This window comes from Nocardioides sp. Root1257, assembly GCF_001425175.1.
Lineage (GTDB): Bacteria > Actinomycetota > Actinomycetes > Propionibacteriales > Nocardioidaceae > Nocardioides.
The window spans coordinates 381,280-399,980 of sequence record NZ_LMDV01000009.1 but is presented as its reverse complement, the minus strand read 5'-3'; the positions used below and the strand labels follow the sequence as shown (position 1 = coordinate 399,980).

14 protein-coding genes are annotated in these 18,701 nt (G+C 72.4%); 4 read left to right on the top strand and 10 right to left on the bottom strand.

Going from position 1 to position 18,701, the window contains the following annotated elements:
• Positions 1 to 368 precede the first annotated feature (368 nt).
• Both ASC77_RS27270 and ASC77_RS27015 read right to left on the bottom strand, forming a co-directional pair.
• Positions 369 to 1,589 (bottom strand): HNH endonuclease signature motif containing protein (locus ASC77_RS27270; RefSeq protein WP_235565256.1); only part of this gene is annotated, 1,221 nt, incomplete at its 3' end.
• A gap of 162 nt (positions 1,590 to 1,751) precedes the next feature.
• On the bottom strand, positions 1,752 to 2,267 hold the full coding sequence (locus ASC77_RS27015) for a potassium channel family protein (protein ID WP_162249834.1): 516 nt from the start codon (positions 2,265 to 2,267) through the stop codon (positions 1,752 to 1,754).
• 112 nt (positions 2,268 to 2,379) lie between these two features.
• Here ASC77_RS27015 and ASC77_RS16120 point away from each other — a divergent pair, with 112 nt between their 5' ends.
• Positions 2,380 to 3,315, top strand: coding sequence for a YhjD/YihY/BrkB family envelope integrity protein (locus ASC77_RS16120; RefSeq protein WP_056155125.1), 936 nt, complete (start codon positions 2,380 to 2,382; stop codon positions 3,313 to 3,315).
• On the opposite strand, the gene ASC77_RS16115 is transcribed toward ASC77_RS16120, so the two are convergent.
• From ASC77_RS16115 to ASC77_RS16090, 6 genes are all read right to left on the bottom strand, one after another.
• A complete protein-coding gene (locus ASC77_RS16115) occupies positions 3,227 to 4,582 on the bottom strand; it encodes a hypothetical protein (RefSeq protein ID WP_056155122.1) in 1,356 nt (451 codons plus the stop codon). The genes ASC77_RS16120 and ASC77_RS16115 overlap by 89 nt on opposite strands.
• An 11-nt stretch (positions 4,583 to 4,593) precedes the next feature.
• Positions 4,594 to 5,187: an HdeD family acid-resistance protein gene (locus ASC77_RS16110; RefSeq protein WP_162249833.1), complete on the bottom strand. Its 594-nt coding sequence runs from the start codon at positions 5,185 to 5,187 to the stop codon at positions 4,594 to 4,596.
• A gap of 66 nt (positions 5,188 to 5,253) precedes the next feature.
• Complete coding sequence (locus ASC77_RS27500; RefSeq protein ID WP_235547714.1) at positions 5,254 to 7,857, bottom strand: LuxR C-terminal-related transcriptional regulator; 2,604 nt, start codon at positions 7,855 to 7,857, stop codon at positions 5,254 to 5,256.
• Positions 7,858 to 7,999: 142 nt separating this feature from the next.
• A complete protein-coding gene (locus ASC77_RS27495) occupies positions 8,000 to 10,642 on the bottom strand; it encodes a LuxR C-terminal-related transcriptional regulator (protein ID WP_056155113.1) in 2,643 nt (880 codons plus the stop codon).
• Positions 10,643 to 10,728: 86 nt separating this feature from the next.
• Positions 10,729 to 11,217: a DUF1269 domain-containing protein gene (locus ASC77_RS16095; protein ID WP_056155110.1), complete on the bottom strand. Its 489-nt coding sequence runs from the start codon at positions 11,215 to 11,217 to the stop codon at positions 10,729 to 10,731.
• Between the two features lie 34 nt (positions 11,218 to 11,251).
• Positions 11,252 to 13,000: a SulP family inorganic anion transporter gene (locus ASC77_RS16090; protein WP_235547713.1), complete on the bottom strand. Its 1,749-nt coding sequence runs from the start codon at positions 12,998 to 13,000 to the stop codon at positions 11,252 to 11,254.
• A gap of 178 nt (positions 13,001 to 13,178) precedes the next feature.
• On the opposite strand from ASC77_RS16090, the gene ASC77_RS16085 reads away from it, so the two are divergent.
• On the top strand, positions 13,179 to 13,379 hold the full coding sequence (locus ASC77_RS16085; protein ID WP_156391128.1) for a hypothetical protein: 201 nt from the start codon (positions 13,179 to 13,181) through the stop codon (positions 13,377 to 13,379).
• On the opposite strand, the gene ASC77_RS16080 is transcribed toward ASC77_RS16085, so the two are convergent.
• Positions 13,335 to 15,146: a SulP family inorganic anion transporter gene (locus ASC77_RS16080; RefSeq protein WP_235547712.1), complete on the bottom strand. Its 1,812-nt coding sequence runs from the start codon at positions 15,144 to 15,146 to the stop codon at positions 13,335 to 13,337. The genes ASC77_RS16085 and ASC77_RS16080 overlap by 45 nt on opposite strands.
• The gene (locus ASC77_RS16075) at positions 15,143 to 16,273 is read right to left on the bottom strand and encodes an AI-2E family transporter (protein ID WP_235547739.1); all 1,131 of its coding nucleotides are present in this window, start codon (positions 16,271 to 16,273) and stop codon (positions 15,143 to 15,145) included. The genes ASC77_RS16080 and ASC77_RS16075 overlap by 4 nt, the downstream gene beginning before the upstream one ends.
• Before the next feature lie 123 nt (positions 16,274 to 16,396).
• On the opposite strand from ASC77_RS16075, the gene cls reads away from it, so the two are divergent.
• On the top strand, positions 16,397 to 17,893 hold the full coding sequence (gene cls / locus ASC77_RS16070) for a cardiolipin synthase (protein ID WP_056155104.1): 1,497 nt from the start codon (positions 16,397 to 16,399) through the stop codon (positions 17,891 to 17,893).
• Positions 17,894 to 17,910: 17 nt separating this feature from the next.
• Positions 17,911 to 18,549: a hypothetical protein gene (locus ASC77_RS16065; RefSeq protein ID WP_056155102.1), complete on the top strand. Its 639-nt coding sequence runs from the start codon at positions 17,911 to 17,913 to the stop codon at positions 18,547 to 18,549.
• Positions 18,550 to 18,701 lie beyond the last annotated feature (152 nt).

Genomic DNA, 18,701 nt, shown 5'->3' with positions numbered 1-18,701 from the left:
GACTACCGGGATACGTGGTCACCGTGGTCGGTGGTTGCGGGGGCGATTTCCAGCAGCCTGTCGGGTGGCGGCCCGCTCGGGTCGACCGTTGGGGCCCGGGTGGCATGGCAATGGCCCCGCCGGCGGTGTCGGCGGGGTGGGGGTCAGTGGGTTCGTCGTCGGTGTTCGGTGGTGACGTCGACGGGGTGGACCCGGCCCTTGGGGCTGGTCCAGATGAAGCTGGTGCGGCTGGTGCGGTGGTAGGTCCAGGTGCTGAAGGTCTTGACGCGGTGGTGGAAGCGGCACAACGGGGCGAGGTTCCACGACGTGGTCTTCCCGCCGCTCGCGTAGGGGGTGATGTGGTCGAGGTCGCAGCCCCGGGCGTCCTNGTCGGTGAGGTCGACGGGGTGGACCCGGCCCTTGGGGCTGGTCCAGATGAAGCTGGTGCGGCTGGTGCGGTGGTAGGTCCAGGTGCTGAAGGTCTTGACGCGGTGGTGGAACCGGCACAGCGGCGCGAGGTTCCACGACGTGGTCTTCCCGCCACTCGCGTAGGCGGTGATGTGGTCGAGGTCGCAGCCCCGGGCGTCCTTGTTGCAGTGCGGGAACACACACGTCGGGGTCAGCAGGATCGCCTGCTCCCGCTGCCGGGCAGTGGGGGTGTAACGGTCGACGGTGATCTCCTCGGACAAGTCCAGGACCGGTCGGATCGAGACCCGGGTGCCGGCCTGGGTGCACCACTCGACCAGTTGGTCGATGGTGGCGTACGGGACGTGGCCGCCCTCAAGGCCGACGATGCCGTGGGCATCGTCGGGCTGGTGGTGGGCGTAGATCACGACCTCGCGCGGGGCAGCGGCATCGCCGCCGAGCTGTCCGGCGGCCATCGCACGGCGGACATCGAGGTCCAGCTCGGGGTGGTCGGTCAGCAGGGCGTGGGCGCCGGCCTTGATCTGTGCCTCGAGGGCGAGGGCGTCGGTGTACTCCAGCAGCCCGGTGATCGGGACGAGGCCCCGGTTGAGGCGGCCGTCCTTGAGGTCGATGTCGAGGTGGGCCTGGGCGGAGCAGTCGAGGCGTTCGCCTTCGGCGTGCTCGGGGTCGGCTTCGGCGGCGGCGGTCTCGACCTCCGACTCGACCTTCGCCCACGAGCACGACGCCAGCACCGGTGCCAGCTGCCGGTCCACGTGGGCGGCGGCGGTCGGGTTGAGGCGGTGGGTGCGGTCGGTGACCCGGCGGACCTTCCACACCGGCACTTCGCCCGAGAGTGTCTTGGCCCAGATCTTCGGGAGCCGGTACTTCGCCTCCAACGCTGCACCCAGGAAGCTGCGGCCCTGGTAGGCGGACATGCCCACGGCGGCGGCGAACTCCGCGACCGCGAACTCGCTCATCCCCGGTGCACCCTCACCGGCCAGGGTGATCGGCTGGTCACCGAACATGACCAGATCACCCAGCTCGTCGACCACCGCGTCCTCGACCGGTGCGGGGTGGGCTTCGGCCCAACGTGCGGCGAGCTCGAACCGGGCGGCCTCGGCCATCCGCGCGACCTGGGTCTGCTCGGTGGCACGCTCCAGTAGATCCCGCAGCTGCGGGTCCTGGGTGGGGGTGCGTCGAGCCATGCTCGATCCTACCATGATTCGAACATACATTCGAGTCATCGAGGATTGATTCGAATGGTTTTCGGGCGGACCCGCGTGCCGGGCGGCGGACCGCAACCCACCGCCGACGTCACCCGCTGTAACTAGCCTGTCGGCGGCCGACCCGAGCGAACCCGCACGACTTCACGCGTCGCGACGCTCACGCCTCGCCTCGGCACGACGCGCGGCGTTCTCCCGCACCCGGCTGTTGAGGGTGCTCGCGGCGGTCGCGATGACGACGACGTTGAACACCATCTGGAGCAGCACCATCACCCGGGCGGTCTGGCCCGCGGCGTTGATGTCGCCGTAGCCGACGGTGAGCAGGGTGGTCATCGTGAAGTAGAGCGAGTCGATGCGTGTGGACATGCCGAAGAACTGGGAGGGGTCCTCGAGGTGCAGGCGGTAGAACGCGAGCGCGAAGACGAGCACGCCGGCGACCATCGACAGCAGCAGGCCGTCGATCCGGCGACTCGGGTCGTCGACCTGGAGCAGCACCTGCCACAGCACCAGGGCACCCACGAGTCCGATCGCCACCAGGCTGATGACGCCATGCTCGACGACGTTGGAGCTGCTGCGGAACCCGACCGGGACCACGAAGTAGACGAGCAGCGCGACGCCGATCAGCCCGAAGTCCCGGAGCACCCGCCGCCAACTGCGCATCTCAGACCTCCTGGAATCACCCGGCACGGGTGAGCGGGGCGCCTGGAGCGCCACCCATGCTGGTTGCCATCCTGCCGGACCCGGCGGTGACGACGCGGGAGGTGAGCGAGCGGTGGATGTCGCCGCCCTGCGCGAGCGGGTGACCACGTCGTACCGCACGCGTCGCGACCAGGCGATGGACGTGATCGACCGGGTGCCGATCCTGGGCCGGCTGGTCAGCGAGTTCGTCCGGATCGAGCTGATCGACCGCTGCATGCTGATCGCCGCCCAGGGGCTCCTCGCCCTGATCCCCATGCTGGTGGTGCTCGCGGCGTTCTTCCCACACGTGTCCGGGGAGGCGGTACGGTCCTTCACCGACGCCACCGGCCTCGGCAGCGGTGGCGACAGCCAGATCCAGGGACAGGTCGACGAGGACCAGGTGCGGGCTCAGACCGGCCTGATCGGCCTGGCCATCACGTTCTTCTCCGCGACCAGCTTCGCGCGGGCCATCCAGCGGATGTACGAGAAGGTGTGGGAGCAGCACCACATCGGGGGTGTGTCCGGCATGCGCCGGTGCTTCCTGTGGCTGCTCGGCTGGCTGCTGACGCTCCAGCTCGTCGGCGCGGTGCGGACCCTGATGGGTGCGGTCGACGGCCTCTTCGGCATCACGGTCCGGCTCGGGGTCCAGATGGTGCTCGTGACCCTCCTGTGGTGGGCGACCAGCTGGGTGCTGCTCTTCGGTCGGGTGGCGTGGCGGAGGCTGCTGCTCGGCGCCCTGCTGACGGGCGTCGTCGGGGTGCTCTACACGCGGGCGTCCGCCCAGGTCATGCCGGCGTACGTCGACTCGAACGCCGACCAGTTCGGCACGCTCGGCGTCATCCTGGCGATCTCGACCTGGCTGATCGGCTTCGCCGGCATCCTGGTCTGCGCCGCCCTCGTCGGCCGGGTCGTCTCGGAGGACCCGACCGTGCAGCGGGTCGTCAGGACGCTGGCGGACCTGCTGGCGCCGCTGTGGCACCGGCTTCGGGGACGGGGGGACGGGAGAGCAGCTCCACCAGCAGCAGGATGAGCGCGGCCACCAGGAGCAGCACGAGCGCGAACCCACCGGTGGGGTGGTCCCGCATCACGTAGAGCAGCAGCGCCACGCCCAGGACGCCGATCCGGATCGGCGTCTTGTAGGCGTGCAGGGCGATGCCGAAGCGTCCGGTGTCGATGCCGACGCGGTCCCCGCCGGACCGCACGGCGCCGATCGCGCGCGCCGTACCCCGGCGCAGGGCCACCGGTGCCCCCACCGGCCCGGTGACCCAGGCGACGAAGGCGACGGCGAGCGCGACGACCATGACGGCGCGCAGGTTGAGGCGGATGAAGGAGACGAGCTGGTCGTAGATCGCTCCTGCCGCGTCGGTCGGCAGCTGATCGGTCGGTACGGCGTTCAGGTAGATCTCGCGCGACGCGTTGAGGCCGGCGCCGAGGAGCAGCATCGAGAGCGCGAGGGCGAGCGCCCCGGCGACCAGCGTGCGCCGGCGCGACCGGCCCACGGCGACGGCCCCGGCCAGGCAGAGCAGGGCGAGGATCGGCAGCCAGGTGTTCACGGCGTCCAGGAGCCGGAACGCGGTCTGGGCCTTGGTGATGTCGTCGGACTGGAAGATCGTGAACGTCGCGTCGACCTGGGGGAGCCGCTCGACCAGCGTGAAGCCGCGGTCGACCAGGCGCTGCTTGACGGTGTCGATGAGCGTCGCGAGGTTGATCGAGACCGCGTTGTCGGAGACCTCGACCGTGTCGGTGTCCTTGCCCGTCAGCACCGCGACCATCTGGGTGTGGGCCTGGCGGTTGGCCTCCTCCCAGGCCTGCTGGAACTGGTCGGACTCGACCAGTGTGGTCACCTGCTCCTCGACGAAGCCGTTGATGGCCTCGGCCAGCGGGCCGGAGAGCGCCTGCAGGCTGGTCGCCGCGAGCGGCGGCAGTCCGCGCTCCGCGAGCGCGTCCACCGCCTCCTTGGTGACCGACTGGACCTGGAGGCGGGTGGTGATCTCCGTGGTGATCCGGTCGATGACGGCGGCCTGGACGGCCGGGTCGCTCGCCAGCGGCCCGACGATCTCGACGTACCGGTCGGTGTCCGAGACCGTGTCGTGGGCCCAGCGGGCGACGACCGACAGCGGGGCGAGCACCGCCATCAGCACGATGAGGACGGTCGCCACCACCGGGCGCCACCAACCCGTACGGCTCGAGGTGTCGGCCGGGATCTCGACGGTCGGGGGCGGCGCGTTCACCTCGGCACGCAGGCGGGCGACCTCGGCGCGCAGCTCGTCGACCTCGGACGGCTCCTCGTCGGCCATGGCGGGTCCTCTCAGGTCACGGGCCGCAGCGAGCGCAGCCGGAACGCCGCGATCATCGCGAGCGCCCCGGTGACGATCAGCGAGATCCCGACGAAGACGACCAGGAGCTTCAGCGACAGGTCGGTGTAGACGAGCAGGAAGCCGCCGGCCAGCACGGTGACCACCCCGATGAAGAGCTCCCAGCCGGGCCCGGACGGAGGCGGCGCGACGAGGGCGCCGAGGATGTCGATGACCCCGGCGATCACCCAGAAGACGCCGATGATCATCCCGAGCACGAGCACGCTCTGGAGCGGGTCACGGAGGATGAGCAGGCCGACGATCAGTGCGAGACCGCCGCTGAGGCCGATCAGGGCCCGGACGCCGCCGTCCGCGCGGCTGACGGAGAGCGCGGCGCTGATCCGGAAGATCCCGGCGATGATGAGCTGGATGGCGAGCAGCACCGTGAACACGGTGACGGACGCGTGCGGCCAGACGACCAGCGCGATGCCGAAGCCGAGGGTGACGATGCCGTAGGCCAGCACGAGCCCCCAGTGGTCGACGAGGCGGAGCTCGCTCGCCGCGGCGTGCCGGGACCGGGTGGCAGAGGGCTCGACGGCATCGGTCATGGTCCCCACCATCCCGCGCTCCGGCACCGGGTGCCGTCACCCAAATCGGGTGGTCCGAGGACGCGGCTAGAGCAGCCGCATGGTGCGGGCGGCGGCCAGGGCGGCGCTGCGCCGGTTGACCGCGAGCTTGGCGTAGAGGCTCGAGACGTGGGTCTTGACCGTGTTCTCGGAGACGAAGAGGTTCGCCGCGATGTCGGCGTACGTCGAGCCGCGGGCCAGCTCGTAGAGCACGTCGCGCTCTCGGGGGCTCAGCGTCGGTCGGATCGCGCCGTCCGGGAGGTCCTCACGCTCCCGGGGGTGCGGCGTGGAGGGGCCGAAGTACGTCGCGATGCTGGACAGGCCCGAGAGGTTCGCATCGAGGTCGCCCAGCCACGGGTCCCGGCTGGTCTCGGCGAGACGCTGGACCAGGTCGGCCACCGGGGTGCCGTGTCGGCTCCAGCCCAGGAACGGGACGGCGTTGTGGCGGACCTTGGTCGCGAGCACGGCCTCGCCGAGCAGCGACATCGCCCGCTCCCCGTCGCCGAGCGAGTCGGCCAGCTGGGCGGAGGTCACCAGGGCGAGCCCGCGCACCGCCGGCTGCTCGGTGGCAGGTCCCTCGGCCGCCAGGTCGAGCAGCCGGACCGCGGAGCGCCGGTCGCCGGCGAGGTCGGCGCGCAGCCCGGCGACCAGGGCGGACTCGGCGGCGGCGCCGATCTCCGTCAGCTGGTCGTGGAGCTGCCCGAGCAGAGCGGCGTCGCCGGACAGGCTGGCGAGGAAGGCCCGCTCCAGCAGGAGCGCGACGGCCAGGTGGGCGGGGAGCGGCGGCGTTTCGAGCGGCACCTCGAGCGCCAGCTCGGCGGACGACACCGAGCCGTGCGCGAGCTGCAGGCGTGAGCGGCGCGTGCGGACCCAGAAGCGCGTCGTGAGGTCGGCCGCGTGGCTGGCGAGCGGGTCGTCCTCCAGCGCGCGCACGCCGCGCTCGAGCGGCAGCCCGCTGAGCTCCGCGAGCTGGCGGGCCAGCCGCGCCCGGCCTGCGGAGTACGGCGCGTCGAGCTCGCGCTCCGCGATCAGGGCCAGCGCCTGGTCGGCGACCTCGGCCGCGGCGCTCTCGCGACCCCGCATGTACTCCGTGAACGCGAGGTGGGAGAGGGCGACGACGGTGAGCACGGGCAGGTCGTGGGTGCGGCTGAGCCGGACGGCGGCGGCGAGGTTCTCCTGCGCGGTGTCCAGGTCGCCCGTCCAGTTCTGGGTGACGGCGAGCTCGCACAGCAGGATCGGTAGGGCGGAGGTGCCCGCCGCCGTCAGCTCGGGGTCGGCGACGACCCGCTGGGCGTGCGCGACCGCGCGGCCCATGGGCTCCAGCCCGAGACGCGAGCGCATCACCCGCGCGCACGCCTGCTGGACCACGGTGAGCTCGGTGTCGGGCTGGGGCTCCTGCAGGATCCGTTCGAGCCACAGCAGGGCAGCGGGCGCGTCGCCCGCGAACCATCGCTCGAGGGCGACCGCGAACCACGACCCCGGGGCCACCTCGATCGCGGAGGGGTGCGCGGCAGCGAACTCGCGGACCGGGCCACCGTGCCCGCGCAGCAGCAGGCTGGGCCCGTCGCTGGCGATCAGGGCGGCCGCCACGGCGTGCTCGCCGATCGCCTCGAGCCGGTGCAGGGCGTCCTCGGTCGCGCCTCGACCGACATCGAGGAGCACCGCACGCTGCACGGTGGCGGCGGCGCGCATCACGTCGACCCCGCCGGAGGAGATCCGTCGGCGGACGACCTCCGCGAGCAGCGGGTGGATCGTGTAGCGCTCACCGTCCTCGGAGCCGCAGTCGTGGTCGTGCGCCGACACGCGGGTGACGAGCAGCCCGGTGGTCTCGAGGTCGGCCAGGACGGCGCCGGCGCCGACGTCGTGCGACAGGTGACAGGCGAGGCCGGGGGTGACCACCGGCTCGCTCGCGACGCAGAGGAGCAGGTGCCGCTCGCGCGGGCGCAGCGCCGCGAATACCTCGCTCGCTACGCGATCGGCGACGGAGGTGCTGACCTCGGCGTACCGCCGGGCGACCTCGAGCGGGTCCGGCGCCGCGCCGACCGCCCGGGCCGTGAGGACGACCGCGGCGCACCACCCCTGGGTCCGCTGCGCGATCGCCCGCGCGACCTCGACGTCATCGGTCCGCGCGTGGGCCGCGACCAGGGCGCCGGACTCGCTCGCGTCGAGCCGCAGGAGGTCGCCGCGCAGCATCGTCAGGTCGCCGCGCAGCTCGGGTCCCAGGCGCGTCAGCGGCAGGTCCCAGCGGGAGGCGAGCACCACCCGGAACGCGTCGGGCGCGGTGTCGAGGAGTGCATCGACGGCCTGGACCGTCGCGAGCGGCAGGCGGTGGGCGTCGTCGACGACCACCAGCACCGGCCGGTCGTCCGTACGCCGCGCCAGCTGGGTCAGCAGACGCTCGGTGTCCCAGGTGGCGTCGGCAGAGATCCAGGTGGTGTCGGCCGCCCGTCCGGTGCGGCGCAGCCAGCCGGCGATGCCGAGGGTCTTGCCGGAGCCGCCCGGACCGACCAGCAGGGTGACCGCCGTCTCGGTGGCGTCGTCCAGCCGGGACCAGAGTCGGTGGCGCGGGACGTAGGCCCGGGGAAGGGCCGGCAGCTGCCCGATGCGCGCGGTCGACCCCCGCTGCTCCCTCTTCGACATCGGTGTGGACATCAGGCGCCTGCCTCGTCTCGGCGCGGCCGGCATCTGCCGGCCGCCCGTCGCCGGACTCAGGACAGTATTGCGCGCCCCGGTGCCTCGCCTCACCCAGCCAGGGTGAGGGTGGGATGACATACACCGCGCGGGGCAGTCACCCTCAGAGCAGGCCGTGCGCGCGCGCCACCCGCAGCGCGTCGACCCGGCGGTCGACCTCGAGCTTGCGGTAGATGGATGCCAGGTGGGTCTTCACGGTGTTCTCGCTGACGAAGAGAGCCCGGGCCAGGTCGGCGTTGCCGCCGCCGAGCGCGAGCTGCTCGAGCACCTCGAGCTCGCGCGGGGTGAGCGGCGCCGACGCGTCGTCGGGGCCGAACGGCAGGTCGCGGTGCCGCCCGATCTCCGGGTACGAGCGGCGCAGCGCGCCGATCCCCGCGGTCGCCTCGGCGGCGTACGGGTGCGGCCTCGGGCCGGCGGCGTTCGCGGCGAGCATCTCGCCGAAGCCCGGGCTGATCAGGTTGCCGAAGGCGAGGATCCACAGCAGGCGCTGCGGAGCGGCGCGGCTGAGCAGGTCCGGCACCAGCTCGCGGGCAGCCTGGACCGACCCCGTCGTACCGACCCGCTGCAGCATCGCGGCGCGGGCGACCGCGGCGCCGAGGCTCACGGCGACCGGCTCGCCCAGCGTGTCCGGGAGCATCGAGGAGAGCAGGCGAACCGCACGCGGCTCCTCGCCCCCCAGCCCGATGCGCAGGGCCTCCGTCAGCCGGGCGTCGGACTCGTCCCCGGCACCCCGCATCTGGGCCCCGAGCTCCTCGACGGTGGCGAGGTCGCCCATGCCGACCGAGATCAGCATCCGGGCCTGCCGGTCGAGCCTGCCGATGTAGTGCGGCAGCCGCTGGGGCACGTCGCCGCGGGTGTCCAGGAGACGGCGCGCCTCCGCGGCACCACCCGAGGCTGCCAGGACGCACGCGCGCAGCAGCCGGCCGAAGGACAGCATGAGCGGGTCCATCACGCCGCTGGGCGTCGAGTGGAAGGCGCGCACCGCGTCCTCCGCCTCGGGCAGCCGCAGCTCCTGGAGGAACGCCCATCCCCGCGCCAGGTGGATCCGGGCGCTGGCGGCGTCGGGGACCGCCTCGGGATCGATCAGCAGCGCAGCCTCGGCGGTGAGCCGGGCGCTCTGGTAGGCGCCGTGGACCGTCTCGAGCATGGCGCGTCCCGCCAGGGTCGACCGGGTCAGCAGCGGGAGCTCGACCTGCTGGGCGTACATCGTGACGTCCTGGATGTGGATGGCCGCGAGCTCGAACTCGCCGAGCCACGTCTCGAAGTACGCCATCTCCAACGTGAGCCACGCGGCGGACATCGGCGAGAGCCCCACCAGGTCGTGCGCGCTGACCTCGGCATCGTGGCGGCAGCCCAGCACCCGGCCGGCCCGGGCCAGGGCGGGGCCTGCCTCACGCCAGCCGTAGCGCGCCTGCCAGACCTCGAGCAGCGCGAGCTGGGCCTCGGTGTCGCGTGGCACCGGCTCGCGCAGGTCGCGCGCGTCGAGGGCGAGCACCCGGTCGGTGGTCGCCTTCGCCGCGTCGATGCGACCCTGGGCACGCAGGAGCATCGCCTGCACGACGAGCAGGTCGGGGTGCCGGGAGCGGATCTCGAGGGGGATCCCCGCCAGCACCGCGTCGAGCTCCTCGGTACGCCGCTGGGTGATCAGCTCGGAGGCGAAGCTGCGCAGCACCCGCAGCTGGAGGTCGAGGTCGCCGGTCAGCGCCGCGTGCCGGATCGCCCGCTCGGCGTCCCGACGGTCGACGTACGCCTCGGTCGCGCGTCGGTGCGCCTCGACGACCGTCACCCAGTCGGGTCCGGTGGGCGCGGTCCGGCGTCGCAGCAGGTCGCGGAGCAGCGGGTGGTAGCGCCATCCGGTGGTCCCGGGGTCGGCCGCGTCGCGGTAGCCGGTGACGAGCAGGCCGGCGGCGGCCGCCGAGTCCAGCAGCGTCGCGGCCTCCGGCAGCCCGGAGAGCAGCACCGCCTCGTCCGCGGAGACGTGCGCCTGCTGGCAGGTGGTCAGCAGCACCCGGGTGAGATCCGGCGGCAGGGTCTCGTAGAGCTCGTGGAGCAGGTAGTCGAGCACCGGCTGGCGGGTCGCCGCGAGGGCCGCCCGGGCGTCGGCGGTGTCGGACGACCCGGCGAGCGCGCGCGAGCCGAGCACCAGGGCGGCGGCCCAGCCGTCGGCCTGCTCGAGGACGGCTGCCACGTCGTCGGCGTCGGCCCGCGGGTGGTGCGCCCGGACCAGCTCGACGGCCTCGGTCTCGGCGAAGCGGAGCACGTCCACCGGAAGTGCTCGCACGGCTCCGGTGAGGGCGGCCGAGATCGGCACCAGGTCGGGCTCGTGGCGACCGATGAGCAGGAGGCGCACCGAGTCGGGGTCCGCGGTCAGGATCGCAGTGAGCAGCTCGCGCGACTCGGGTGCCAGCAGGTGGACGTCGTCGATGACGACGACAACGGGTCCCTCCGGCTGCTCCGGGCAGCGCATCGCCTCGACCTGGGCGCCGATGGCGGTGGTCTGGTCGCCGCGGACCCAGGCGACGCGGAGCGGTCGGCGGCCCCGACCGACGCGGTCGGACCACGCGGCCGCGGCGGCGGTCTTCCCCGAGCCGGCGGGCGCCACCACCAGGTTGACCGGCGTCACCGGGACGCCGTCCAGGAACTCGTCGACGCGGGGGCGGGGGACGAAGAGCTCCGGCGGTCGGGGGGTGGGCGACGCGTACGGGCGCGCTCCGTTCCCGCGGTGTCCGTGCTGCCCGGAAGCCATCTCCCGCCCTCCTCGACGCCGGCCCTCCCACCGAGCTGTACGTCGTGTCGAGAGACATTCAACCCGGTTCGCGCCGGGAGTGCCCGTCAGTCCATGAACACGGTGCGCAGCGCGGTCTCCTGGGCGGCGTCGAGATCGGTGCTGATCGGCTCGGGACAGGAGTCGTCGCCGAGGACGTCCCGGACCGCGTCGGCGACCGGCGCCGGGGTCAGCAGGAAGAGCGCCGAGGTGCCCGGCGTGACCCGGTCGCGCACCCGGTTCATGAAGTGGTCGTCGATGCCGACGTCGGCCAGGCCGCTGCTCCGCGCGCCGGTCGCCGCACCCATCGCGGCCCCGAGGAGGGGCACGTAGAAGACCAGGCCGAAGAGGAGTCCCCAGAACCCGTCGTCGAGCGGCGCGGACGTGAGCCCGCACGCCAGGTGACGGGTGCGTGGCTTCCGGTCCGCGTTCGCCCAGTGGATCAGGGCCGCGTCCTGGATCGCGATCGTGTCGGCGCGAGACGTTCGGTCGAGGGCGAGGGCCGCCCGGCCGGCGCCGTCGAAGGTGTCGAACTGCCACACCGTCAAGGTCGCCATGTCCCCACGGTCGCCGGTGTCGCCGGGGTCATCCTCACCCGTTCTGCGTGAAACCGTCGTCCCCGGACGTGAGGTGGGCGATGGCGTCGTCGATCCGCGGGAAGACCGGTGGGCCGCTGGGCTCGCCAGCCGCGCCGAGCACGTCGCGGACCTGGCCGACGCCCTGGGCGATGCCGAAGGCGACCCCGTCCTGGCGGAGGTCGTGGAACAGCTGGTCGAGCATCGCCGCGGCGGTCACGTCGACGCCGGGCACGGTCTCGGCGTCCAGGACGACCGTGGTGGCCGCGGACTCCGCGGCGAGCACCCGGATCCGGTCCCGCACGAAGTCGGCGTCGGTGAAGGTCAGCGGGCCCTCGACCCGCGCGACGAGCACCCCGGCGGGTGGGCTCGTGCCGGGGTTGCGGCGCTGGTCGATCCAGATCGAGCGGTCCGGGTCGGCGGGGTCCGCGGCCCGGACGAGGACGGCGACGTTGGGTCTCGCGGTCCGGGCGATCAGGAGCATCAGCGAGACCCCGATCCCGATGACCAGGCCCGGCAGCGTGTCGAAGACCAGCACGCCTGCGAGCGCGGTGACGGCGGCGAGGAAGTCGGCGCGCCGGGTGTACGGCGCCATCGCCACCAGCGGTCCGGCCGCCGCACGCCACAGCCGACGCAGCGCGTCGATGTCGACCAGCTCGATCACGGCGCCGATGACGATCGCCGCCAGGGAGGCCTCGGGCAGCTTCTCGAACAGCCCGGTGAGGAAGAGCAGCGTCACCACCGTGAGCGCGGCGGCGGTCAGGCCCGAGACCTGCGACCGCGCCCCGGCTCCTCCGTTGACGGCGGTCTTCGACAGGCTGCCGTTGACGACCATGCCGCCCGACAGCCCGGACCCGAGGTTGGCGGCGCCGAGGCCGAGCAGCTCCCGGTTGGCGTCCACCTCGTACCCGGCCCGGGCGGCGTAGGTCTTGGCCGCGCCCAGCCCCTCGGCGAACCCGACCAGCATCACGCCGACCGACACGGCGAGCAGGTCGAGGAAGTCGTCGCCCGACACGTCGGGCAGTCCGAAGTCGGGCAGTCCCGAGTCGATGGTGCCGACGATCGCGAGTCCGTGATCGTCGAGGCCGAGGACCCAGACCAGCGCGATGCCGCCGAGGGCGACCACGAGTGAGCCGGGCACGGCCGACAGCCAGCGCCGGAGCACGAGCAGGAGGACCAGGCTGCCGACGCCGACCGCCGTGGTGAGCGGGTCGAGGTCGGGCACGTTGCCGAGCACCGTCCAGGCCTTCTCGAAGAAGCTGCCGCCGCCCTTCTCGACGCCGATCAGCGCCGGCAGCTGGCCGACGATGATCGTCAGCGCCAGCCCGATGATGAAGCCCTTCAGCACCGGCTCCGAGATGAACGAGGCCAGGAAGCCCAGTCGGCACAGTCCCGCCACGACGGCCGCCAGCCCGACGGCGATCGCCAGCGCCGTCGTCAGGGCGAGGTACTGCCCCGGGTCCGCGTGGAAGTCGCCGACGACCCCCGCGGACAGGGCCGCGGTCGCCGACATCGGCGCGACGACGAGGTGCCGCGAGCTACCGACCAGGGCGTAGAGGAGCAGCGCCGGAACCGTGGCGTAGAGACCGACGACGGCCGGCACGCCGGCGATCCCGGCGTACGCCAGCGACTCGGGGATCAGCACCGCCCACACGGTCAGGCCGGCCACCAGGTCGCCGCGCAGCCACGACGGTCGGAAGCCGCGGAAGGAGGGCCCGACCAGGTCCCGCCAACCGGAGGGGTCGGACGGGGCGGCGACGGTCACCCGTCCAGGGAACCCGTCCCGGCCGCGGGACGCCTCGCCCTTTTCCGGTGAGGCGGGGGGTCGAGCCACGACCTACCGTCGGAGGGTAGGGCCGGGCGGGCCGCCGGGTGACGGGCCCGGCCGAGGGATTCGGGACCTCGTGCGCAGGCACTCAGGACGAGGAGTGTGACGGGCGACGATGACCAGGATGCTGATCCGCGTCGATGCCGAGCTGAGCGACGAGCTCAGCGGGGCGTTCCCCCACCTGGTCGCGCGCACCCAGCCGGCGACGACCACCCTGACCGGTGAGATGACCGATCAGGAGGAGCTCCAGGGCGTGCTGAACCTCCTGAGCTCACTGGGCATCGGGGTCGTCGAGGTCGTCACCATCCCGGACTGAGGCCGATACCCGGTGCGTCCGGCCCAGCTCGACCGCGATGCGAGTCGACTCGCCGACCACCGGCGTGGCCTCGAAGACCCGCACGTTCCCGAGTGACTCGCTGAGGCCGTCGTCGTCCCACCTGCGCACCAGCCGGCGGTCGACGCCGGAGAGGTAGAGCTCACCCCCGACGGCGGCGAGCTGATGGGCGTAGTCGCCGACGACCTTGAGGAACGTCGCGCCCAGGGTGGTCCGTCCGCGCAGCCGGAGGATCACGACGGGGCCGCTGCGCCCGCTGCCGGTGGCTGCCCGCGTGGTGGCGCTCGGTGCCGGGAGCCGGCGCTGGAGGGTGCGCGTGCCGGCGAAGAACAGCGAGCCGTAGACGTCGACGACCACGACGTCGAACGGTCCGAGCTCCTCCGGCAGCGGCTGCTCGACCAGTCGGCCCTGGGCGTCGAGGCGGAGGCGCACCAGCCGGAGGTCGAGCGACTCCTGGTTGAGCTGCATGACGAGGGAGGCGACCACCCCGACGCCGACCGCCTCGGCGACCGGCAGCACGAGCACCGCGAGGAAGGTCCCGGTCATCGCGACGGCAGGGATGGTGCCGGCGCGGGCCACCGACCAGATCTCCCGCGGGTGGATCGTGCCCCAGCCGGCGTACACCAGCACGGCGGCGAGGGTGGCCATCACGACCTCGCCGACCAGGCCCGAGAACACCAGCAGGATCGCCAGCATCCAGATGCCGGAGAGGATCGCCGCCCATCGGGAGCGGGCGCCAGCCGTGACGTTGAGCGCGGACTGGCCGACGGAGCCGCCGACCACCTGGCCGCCGAAGAAGCCGGAGGCGAGGTTGCCGAGTCCCTGTGCGGTGAAGTCGCGACGGGTCGACGAGCGGCTGCCGTCCGGGTTGGGCATCGCCTCGGCGACGCCGGCACCCTGCACCAGGACGATCGCCGCTACAGCGAGTGCCCCGACCACCAGCGGGAAGCTGAACGCGTCGAGGGACGGCATCCCGGGCAGCGGGACACCGTGCGGCAGCTCGCCGTTGTCCTTCACGAGGGTGACATCGTCGACACCCGCCACCCACACGGCGACGGTGGGCACCAGCAGCGCGACCAGTGAGCTGAACACGGCCAGCCGGGTGCGCGCGAGTAGCACCAGGATCAGCAGGGCGGAGAGACCCGCCGCTGTCGTCGCCGGGTCGACCCCGGACGGGTGCGTGACGACGTACCACGCCTTCTGGACCGCGACGCCACCGTCGTTGTCGGCGCCGAGCAGGTCGGAGAGCTGCCCGAGCACCATGTTCACCGCGACGCCGGTGAGGAAGCCCAGCATCACGGAGTACGAGACGAACCGGATGTAGCGGGCGAGCCCGGCCACGGCGGCCAGCACCATCAGGCCACCCGCCATCAGGGTGAGCCAGAGCATCGCGTCCGACCGGTCGGTCGCCGGTACGTCGGCCAGCGTGGAGCCGGCAGCGAGCGCCGCCGCGCTGGTGGTCGTGATGACCATCAGGCGGGTGCTGGAGCTCAGCCCGCCGGCGATCGGGCCAGCGAAGGAGGCATAGAGGCCGTGCGCCGGCCCCACGCCGGCGAGCAGGCTGGACGCCATGCCGTCGGGGACGCTGCTGATGGCACCTGGCAGGCCCGCGACCACGTCGCTGCGCAACTGCCCTCGATGCGGCTTCAGCTCACCGACCCACCGGGACATCAGGGCCCGGCTGCGCTCCGCCGGACCACGCGAGATGCGGGCCAGCGCGTCCCCGTCCGGGTCGAGCTCCCCGGTCACGACTCGGCGGCCGCCGGCGGTCCGGTCTCGAGCTCGTCGTCGTCCTTGTTCGAGATCAAGGGGCGCAGCCAGCGCAGGTTCGGGTCGATGTCGACCAGCAGGGCCTTGGCGAGCAGCGTCAGCGGGATGGCCAGCAGGGCGCCGAGCGGGCCGATCACCCAGGTCCAGAACACCAGGGAGACGAAGGACAGCGTGGTGGACAGGCCGACAGCATCGCCGACGACCTTCGGCTGGATCACCGTCTGGATCACCACGTTGAGCACGCAGTAGACGACGATCACCGTGATCATCATCGACGGCCCGCCCTCGAGCAGACCGAGGATGGCCGGCGGGATCAGGCCGATCACGAAGCCGATGTTGGGGATGTAGTTGGTGATGAAGGCCAGCAGGCCCCACAGCACCGGGGCGGGTACGCCGATGATTTCGAGCGCGATGGTGTCGAGCACCGCGACGATCAGGCCGAAGACGGTCGCCACCAGGAGGTAGCGCCGGGTGCCGTGGGCGAACTCCGAGATCGCCTCGACCACCAGCGGGCGCGCCTGCCGGGCCCGCTCGAGCTGTCGCGGGAAGGAGCCGCCGTCCATCGTCATGAAGAGCACGAGCGCGAGGATGAAGAACAGGTTCGACACCAGGCCCATCAGCTCCGACAGCAGTGACCCGATGAAGCCGCTGAGCTGGCCGAGGTCGAAGGACGACGAGACGTCCTCGATCTGCGCCGTCTTGACCCCGAAGTCGGACAGCCAGCCGGTGAGGTCGTCGATCCGCTGCTGGAACTCGTCGGTGTACGCCGGCAGCAGCGTCGCGAAGCGGGCGACCGAGACGACGACGGCCAGGGCGAAGGCGACGATCAGCAGGTAGACGACGACGATGCAGACGAGCGAGGCGGCCCAGGACGGCATCCACCGGTCCAGCCAGCGACGCAGGGGGTGGGCGACCACGGTCAGCACGAGGGCCAGGAATGCGGGCGCCAGGATGTCGGCCGAGGCCTTCAGGCCGGCGATCGTGACGACGGCGGCAGCGAACCCGACGAGCACGAGCACGCCGCGCGGCAGCGCCGGTCGCGACGAGATGCTGGACATCGACACGTCGTACCCCTCCTGGTGCGGGGAGCGCTCCCCTCGGGCCATCGTGCTCACCCGGCACCCGGGGCGGCTCACCCGTCTCGGGTGACGCTGCTGCCCGGGCGGCTCCCTAGGGTGCAGGCACACGGCGGCGTCTGCGGCCGGGCACGAGGAGGGGGCGATGCAGCGATGACCGTGGCGCTCTCCTCTCCGGGCGCCGCCATCAGCGCCATCCTGGTCGCCGTCAACATCGCGATCATCCTCGGCGCACTTCTGGTGCTGCCCGGCGGTCGACGTCCGCAGACCGCGATGGCGTGGCTGCTGCTGATCCTCGCCGTGCCGCTCTTCGGGTTCCTGGTGTTCCTGCTCTTCGGGCGCACCAGCGTGGGCCGCAAGCGACGCGCCCAGCAGGAGGAGGTCAACGCCGCGATCATGGCGCGGGTCCCGCTCAACGACATCGCGGACGCCGAGCGCCAGGCCGCGCTCGCGCCACTGGTGCAGGGCTTCGCGCGTCTCAACCGGGAGCTCGGCGTGCTGCCGATGACGTTCGACAACAGCGTCGAGCTGATCGACGACTACGTCGCGTGCGTCGAGGCGATGGCCCGCGACGTCGCGACCGCCGAGGACTACGTGCACGTGCAGTTCTACATCTCGGCCTGGGACGAGGTGACCGCCCCGTTCTTCGAGGAGCTGGTGCGGGCCGTCGAGCGCGGGGTCGCGGTGCGGTTCCTCTTCGACCACATCGGCTCCAAGGGCATCCCCGTCTACAAGGACATGCTGAGGAAGCTCGAGGGCACCGGGATCCAGTGGGCGCCGATGCTGCCGATCCGGCCGCTGAAGGGCGAGGTCCGGCGACCGGACCTGCGCAACCACCGCAAGATCCTCGTGGTGGACGGCCGCGTCGCGTTCAGCGGCTCGCAGAACCTGATCGAGGCCTGCTACGACAAGCCGAAGAACCAGAAGCTCGGCCGGGCCTGGGTCGAGCTGATGGCCCGCCTCGAGGGTCCGGTGGTGCAGGAGCTCAACGTCGTCTTCGCGACCGACTGGTTCACCGAGACCGGGGAGGACCTGCGGGAGGTCGTGGGCGCGGTGCCCCCACCCGTGGACGAGCCGGTCCGCCCGGGAGCGATCACGGGCGTCGGCGTGCAGGTGGTCCCCAGCGGTCCCGGCTTCACGACGGAGAACAACCTGCGGCTGTTCACGAGCATGCTCTACTCGGCCGAGCGCCGGCTGTCGCTGACCAGCCCCTACTTCGTGCCGGACGACTCGCTGCTCTACGCGATCACGACCGCGGCCCAGCGCGGCGTCGAGGTCGAGCTGTTCGTCGGCGCGACCGCCGACCAGTTCATGGTGGCCCACGCGCAGCGCTCCTACTACGAGGCGCTGCTGACCGCCGGCGTACGGATCTGGCTCTACCCGGAGCCGTACGTGCTGCACGCCAAGCACTTCACGGTCGATGACCGGGTCGCGGTCGTCGGGTCGAGCAACATGGACATGCGCTCGTTCGCCCTCAACTACGAGGTCGTGATGATGATGACGGGTGCCGAGGTCGTCGCCGGGCTGGAGCGGGTGCAGGACACCTACCGGTCCCTGTCGACCGAGCTCACCCTGGACGTGTGGCGGGCGCGCACTCGCGGCCAGCGGTACGTCGACAACCTGATGCGCCTCACCGCGACCCTCCAGTAGGAGGGATACTCGGCCGCGTGAAGCGGAAGACCCGGTACATCCTGGTGCTCGTGGTGGCGGCGGTGCTGGTCAACCTGCCGTTGGTGCACAGCACCATCATCGACCAGCGGGTCCAGCGCTCCGGCGTCGACGTGCAGGCGACCGTCGTCGAGCACCGCACGGTCGGCGGTCAGCACCTGGTGTCCTTCACGTTCCCGAAGTCGGTCGATCCCGACCAGCGCACCGGGCAGGCCGACCTCGAGCCGGCGGCGTACGACCGCGCCGTGTCGACGGGTGAGCTGCAGGTGCGGGTCCTGAAGGACGACCCGTCGGCGTACGTCGCGGACGGGCAGGTGGAGAACCACGCGATCCTGGTGATGACCCTGATCGCCGACGCGCTGCTGCTCGTGACGGCCCTGCTGCTCTGGAAGGTCGGCGGGCGCCGTCGCCCGCAGCTGCGGGCGATCGCGGTCGAGGACGTCGAGCGGGGCGGGGACGGTGTCGCGCTGGACCGGATCGAGGGCCAGACCTATCTCATCCGCGGCGAGGTGAGCGCCCTCGAGCCGGGGCAGGTCGTCCTGGAGCTAGGCGGCCGTTCGGTGCTGGTCTTCCTGGACGGCCACGTCAATCCCGTCGGCTACCAGCAGGTCGCCCAGGTGCGCGCCCGACTCGTCTGAGGCGACGCCGCCGCGACGGGAGAGCCCGGACACGAGCACCGCGACCATCAACGTGGGCGCGAGCAGGACGAACGTCATCAACGCGACCATCACCTCGGACTCGACCGTCATGCCCAGAAGGTGTCCGCCCGGACCGACGCCGAAACGTGGTC

Excerpts from the sequence above, each read along its gene's own strand:
- ASC77_RS27015 (WP_162249834.1), bottom strand. The coding sequence starts at position 2,267 with ATGCGCAGTTGGCGGCGGGTGCTCCGGGACTTCGGGCTGATCGGCGTC.
- ASC77_RS16115 (WP_056155122.1), bottom strand. The coding sequence starts at position 4,582 with ATGGCCGACGAGGAGCCGTCCGAGGTCGACGAGCTGCGCGCCGAGGTC.
- ASC77_RS16110 (WP_162249833.1), bottom strand. The coding sequence starts at position 5,187 with ATGACCGATGCCGTCGAGCCCTCTGCCACCCGGTCCCGGCACGCCGCG.
- ASC77_RS27500 (WP_235547714.1), bottom strand. The coding sequence starts at position 7,857 with ATGTCCACACCGATGTCGAAGAGGGAGCAGCGGGGGTCGACCGCGCGC.
- ASC77_RS27495 (WP_056155113.1), bottom strand. The coding sequence starts at position 10,642 with ATGGCTTCCGGGCAGCACGGACACCGCGGGAACGGAGCGCGCCCGTAC.
- ASC77_RS16095 (WP_056155110.1), bottom strand. The coding sequence starts at position 11,217 with ATGGCGACCTTGACGGTGTGGCAGTTCGACACCTTCGACGGCGCCGGC.
- ASC77_RS16085 (WP_156391128.1), top strand. The coding sequence starts at position 13,179 with ATGACCAGGATGCTGATCCGCGTCGATGCCGAGCTGAGCGACGAGCTC.
- ASC77_RS16075 (WP_235547739.1), bottom strand. The coding sequence starts at position 16,273 with ATGGCCCGAGGGGAGCGCTCCCCGCACCAGGAGGGGTACGACGTGTCG.
- cls (WP_056155104.1), top strand. The coding sequence starts at position 16,397 with ATGACCGTGGCGCTCTCCTCTCCGGGCGCCGCCATCAGCGCCATCCTG.